Raw genomic sequence first — 5,045 nt, forward strand, 5'->3', positions numbered from 1 at the left:
AATAAATAATTTCTTATTTATTTTTCAGTATTATTCATTATCTAAATACTTTTTGGAGAATGGCATGTCTTCTCGTATCGCCCGTTTTAGCATAGCAACTCTTATTTCAGCATCGTTAGGCTTATCTTCAGTTGCAGTATTGGCAGCGGATCCTGCGCCTGCTCCAGCCCCAGCGCCTGCAGCAAGCCCAGCACCAGAGGCTGCGCCTACTGAGCAAGCAGCCCCTAAGAAAACAAAAAAGCAAGTGAAAAAAGATAAAAAGGCAGAGAAGAAGTCGAAAAAGAAATCGAAGAAAAAGTCAAAAGCCGCTCAGTCAGTAGCACAGCCTGCTAGCCAAACAGCACCTCAGCCAGCTGCTTCGACTAATACTCAGTAAGCAGGCTATACCCCTTAATTTAAGGGTTCAACTTCATCAAGGTCATCTGATTTTTTAAAGTCCGATGACCTTTTTCTTGGCGCATCATTGCGGACCAATAACCACATGGCGGCAATCACTAACGTCATGCCCGCAATCTGCAACCAGGTAATAGGTTCAGATAAGATAAAGTAGCCTAAAAAAATCGTAGAGACCGGGCCCAATATGCCTGCTTGTGCAACCAGTGGCGATCCAATTCGATTGATTGCAATCATGATCAGTAGCATTGGTATGACAGTGCACAAGCTTGCATTCAATAAGCTCAGCCAGTAAACCTGATTAGCCTGTTCAAATACAGCGCTGGGGTTATAAAGCGACGACTGTAGGATGCTCAGTACAGCGGACGCTGAGCTTGCAAGTACAACAAGGCGAACGCTACCAACCCGTTTGACCATTTCGCCGGCGCCAATCATATATGCAGCATAGCTGCAGGCGCTCCCAAAAACGAGAGCCATTCCCAGCCAGGCATATGCCCCACCCGAGCTTGCATCTTGAATGAAAACAACAAAAACCCCTAAATAGCCAACAACAAGGGCGTACCACTGCATTTTAGAGATTGCTTTATTCAAGGCAAAGTATGAAATGAGAAGAACAATCGTCGGGGTGAGATAAAGAACAATCCGCTCTAGACCAACAGAAATGTATTGCAGCCCTAGAAAATCAATATAACTAGATAAAAAATATCCCAAGAATCCTAGAAAAAATATTTTTGCGCGATCAATCCAGGTAATCGGACTCATGGGTTTGCGGCGAGCCTCCCACCAATACACGGTCCAAAACAAGGGTAGAGCCATCAACATACGTAATGCTAGTAAGGTCTCAGCATTAGCGCCATATCCAAAAGCCAGCTTCACCAATACTGCTTTACCAGAAAAAAGCATTGAGCCAATACCTGCCATGACAATGCCATAGAGGTAACGCTGATGGTGATGTGCTGCACTAGGAGATTGCATGCTGTTTTATAACAGTTTATTGAGTAGGCATCTCATTTCTAAAATTGTTTCAGTGGGGGTCAGGCCAATAGGGCCTACGCCTTTACGAACTAAGTCATCTGCTGCTGTGGCATGTAGCTCCACTGCAATGCAGGTCGCTTCCCATAAATCAATGTGATGCCGAACCCCTTGAGCTGCGATTGCAGTGATACTGCCTGTTAGTACATCGCCCATGCCACCGGTACCCATGCCAGGGTTGCCTGCATCACACTGTAATACTTCATGATGTGCGCTAGCTATTAATGAGTGTTGACCTTTTAGAACCACAATCGACTGCGTTAAGGAAACTAATTGTTGTAAAGCATCCAATCGATTGGTCTGAATATTCTCCGTTTTGGTTTTTAAGAGTTTGGCGGCCTCTCCAGGGTGCGGGGTAATGACGCTTTGACCTGGAAATTTTATGTTGCGTTGTCGCAGAGCATTTAATAGTACCTCTGAATCCGCAATTAAATTGAGTGCATCTGCATCCAAAATGAGTGGAGCGCGTGGGTACTCGAGACAAGCTTTTAACCACTGGAATGCGAATTCAGACTGTCCAAGGCCGGGACCAATCGCAATAACATCTGCAGCAATTTGAGATAGCGCCAAATTTGGTTCATCTTCGGCTAATCGAATCATCAACTCTGGCTGTAAATCGTGCGCTTTTGCTGAAGATGGGTCAAGCATTTCTAAGATGGTCCAACCAGATCCAAGGTGAAGGCAGGCTTTTCCTGCTAGCAGAAGGGCGCCTGCCATTCCTGGTGCGCCACCAATCAAGACTGCTTTACCGGCATTACCTTTATGCTCATTGGGCGCTCTCTTGAGGCGTGCAATGGCATGAAGCATATCGAGTTTGGCAGGGCTAAATGTCATTTTTAAAGTATCGCTCTAAATCACACAGTCAGAGGGGATTTTAAGAGAGTATCCTCTAAGCATGAAGATTCAATTTCTTGGTGCCGCAGGAGAAGTCACGGGTTCGCGTCATTTGGTTGAGGCAAATATTGCCGGTAGAGCCCATCATTTTCTGGTGGATTACGGCATGTTTCAAGGCGGCCGGGAAGCTAGCGATAAAAATCTTGAGCTACTTCCTATTGCCCCGCAGGATTTGGATTTTGTCATACTCACACATGCGCATATTGATCACAGTGGATTATTGCCGCGCTTGTGCGCACAGGGGTTCGCAGGACCTATTTACTGCACTAAGGCGAGCCATGCGTTATTGAAGATATTGCTGCCAGATAGCGCACATTTGCAATTAGCCGATCTTGAGCGTGCAGAGCGTAAAGCTAAATTAGGAAAGTGGCACGGCGAAATGCCGGTAGTTCTATATTCTCGACAAGAGGTCGAGAGTGCCTTAACTCAGATTGTTCCAATTGATTATGGAAAATGGATTGAGCCTCTTCCAGGCATGCAATTCACATTTCATAATGCCGGCCATATTTTGGGCTCAGCGATCGCAGAAATTCATATTCAAGAAGATGGGGTCAAAAAGAAGAGTTGCGTATTTTCTGGCGATATTGGTATGAAAGGAAAGGTCCTCATGCCTGATCCTGAGTTGATCTCTCAGGCAGATGTCGTTGTTGTTGAGTCAACCTATGGCGATCGATTGCACCGCACTCTGAGTGATACAGAAGATGAGCTTGTGCAGGTCATTAGCGATACGATGAAAGCGCAAGGCAATGTCATCATTCCGGCGTTTGCAGTCGGTCGTACGCAAGAGATATTATTTTTACTCATTGATTTAGTGAGGAGAGGGCGCCTGCCGCATTTGTCAGTCTGGGTAGATTCACCTATGGCTACAGCAGCTACTCAATTGACTGAACATTTCTTTAATCAACTTGATCATCAGACGCAAGCCACAATGGATTGGTTTAAACGTCATCCCAGTGCGATTGACCTGCGCTTTATTGCTGATGTGGAGGAATCAAAAGCGCTCAATAAAATAAAAGGGGGCGCGATTATTATTTCCGCCAGTGGCATGTGTGACGCAGGTAGGATTGTCCATCATTTAGCCAATAATCTACCAAGGGCACAAAACGCAATTGTGATTACAGGTTTTCAGGCCTACGGTAGTCTAGGTAGACGCTTGGTAGACAAAGTGCAAAAGGTCAGGCTTTTTGGTGAGGATGTACCAGTGAGGGCATCAGTCCACACGATCGGGGGCTTGTCAGCGCATGCTGATCAAGCTGGCTTACTAGACTGGTTACGTGGGTTTAAAGAAACACCATCCAAAATTTTTGTTGTGCATGGTGAGCCCGAGGCTGCTTCTGTTCTTGCGCAATGTATACGCGAGGATCTTGGTTGGGGAAATGTAATGGTTCCTGAGCGTCTACATTCCTACGATTGTTAAATGCTGACCGATTTACTCGGCAACTTTTGCTCCTTCAATTTTGTGTTCATGCATTGACTTGGCAACAAAACCAGATTGCTTGAGTTGAGTAATGAGATCACTCAGGTATGTCGTAGTTTGCTCACATTGTGGTCTTGCTTTGGGAATACCAATTGCTTGATTGATCACCATAAATCGGCCCGGCAACATGCGTAGCCCTTCATAGCGTTTGGCATCACTTTCTAATTGCTGTTTTACACCTGCAGCAACATTCCCTTTGCCAGACATAAAGTCATCCACCACCGCTTGAGAGCTTGCTGCCCGTAGTAAGGTTGCATTTTTGATTTCTCTTGATAAATAGAGGTCATAGGCACTGCCTTTGCCAACCACTATCTCATTGCTGAGTGCATCAACCTGATCATTTTCATGAATTGGGGAGTCGGTCTTTACCATATATGCGCCCTCAATTTGGATGTAAGGCGGTGTGTAGCTAATGTCTGCGCCTCTTACTGGATCAATCGCTACGAATACCAAGTCAATTTCACCCGTTTTCACGGCATCCACAGTATTACCTGCCGTCTTAAATGGCGTCAGTTTTACTGGAAGGGATAAACGCTTGCCTATCTCATGAGCAATATCGATAGTAATGCCATATAGTTCTTGTGTTTGCGGATTCTCATTAGCCAAAATGGGATTTCCCAAATTGATGCCCACACGAAGTGTGCCAGTGGGAGCAAAGGAAGAAATCATGGCGGAATCAATAGTATTCATAGGGCGAGATCATTGGCTAAGACTAGAATGGGAAACGCTAAGAGCTGCAGCATGGAGAAAAATTCTTCTTATGCAATAAGGACAAAAAAACCGCGGCGAACCGCGGTTTTTTCTATGACGTGAGAATTACTTCTTAGCGTCTGCTGCAGGAGCTGCAGGAGCTGCAGGAGCATCCTTCTTAGCTTCTTCAACGTGGACAGCTTCGGCACCATGCTTCTCGCCACCCATATCAATATCGCCATCACCTTTAAGTAGTAGATAGGCTGTGGCACCAACTAATACTAGTACCATAATGATGATTGAACGGTTGCTCATGGATTTTCCTTCGATTTGGTTGAAATTCTGTCAATATTAACCCTACTTGGCTCTCCAGTAAATGCTCATAAGCCCCACAGCGCGTTTCTACCATCAAAAATAGGTATTAATACTAGGGATTTGGAGATCTCTTTGCTCACTTGCCAAGGAGTGTAAGATGAAATCACACCCATTTTAAAGATAGGAATATGAGCCCAAAGCTGCCGACGAATAATTCTCAAACCATTACAGAGTTTTTAAATCT

6 protein-coding genes are annotated in these 5,045 nt (G+C 45.2%); 2 read left to right on the forward strand and 4 right to left on the reverse strand.

The genetic code is table 11. The features are described 5' to 3' along the window. The first annotated feature begins 64 nt into the window (after window positions 1–64). Window positions 65–376: a protein tyrosine phosphatase gene (locus KIH43_RS00325; RefSeq protein WP_296967742.1), complete on the forward strand. Its 312-nt coding sequence runs from the start codon at window positions 65–67 to the stop codon at window positions 374–376. A gap of 14 nt (window positions 377–390) precedes the next feature. Here the strand turns inward: KIH43_RS00325 and KIH43_RS00330 are convergent, their stop codons facing one another. Both KIH43_RS00330 and KIH43_RS00335 read right to left on the reverse strand, forming a co-directional pair. Further along, on the reverse strand, window positions 391–1,368 hold the full coding sequence (locus tag KIH43_RS00330) for a DMT family transporter (RefSeq protein WP_297716624.1): 978 nt from the start codon (window positions 1,366–1,368) through the stop codon (window positions 391–393). A gap of 6 nt (window positions 1,369–1,374) precedes the next feature. After that, window positions 1,375–2,259 carry an NAD(P)H-hydrate dehydratase gene (locus tag KIH43_RS00335; RefSeq protein ID WP_297716626.1) on the reverse strand — a complete coding sequence of 295 codons (885 nt, stop codon included), beginning with the start codon at window positions 2,257–2,259 and terminating at the stop codon, window positions 1,375–1,377. A gap of 61 nt (window positions 2,260–2,320) precedes the next feature. On the opposite strand from KIH43_RS00335, the gene KIH43_RS00340 reads away from it, so the two are divergent. Then, window positions 2,321–3,736, forward strand: coding sequence for an MBL fold metallo-hydrolase (locus tag KIH43_RS00340; protein WP_297716627.1), 1,416 nt, complete (start codon window positions 2,321–2,323; stop codon window positions 3,734–3,736). 12 nt (window positions 3,737–3,748) lie between these two features. On the opposite strand, the gene KIH43_RS00345 is transcribed toward KIH43_RS00340, so the two are convergent. Together KIH43_RS00345 and KIH43_RS00350 are read right to left on the reverse strand one after the other, a co-directional pair. Further along, complete coding sequence (locus KIH43_RS00345; protein ID WP_297716629.1) at window positions 3,749–4,486, reverse strand: ABC transporter substrate-binding protein; 738 nt, start codon at window positions 4,484–4,486, stop codon at window positions 3,749–3,751. A gap of 126 nt (window positions 4,487–4,612) precedes the next feature. Beyond that, the gene (locus tag KIH43_RS00350) at window positions 4,613–4,801 is read right to left on the reverse strand and encodes a hypothetical protein (RefSeq protein WP_296967752.1); all 189 of its coding nucleotides are present in this window, start codon (window positions 4,799–4,801) and stop codon (window positions 4,613–4,615) included. Window positions 4,802–5,045: the final 244 nt, after the last annotated feature.

Source organism: Polynucleobacter sp., from assembly GCF_018500155.2.
Taxonomy (GTDB): domain Bacteria; phylum Pseudomonadota; class Gammaproteobacteria; order Burkholderiales; family Burkholderiaceae; genus Polynucleobacter.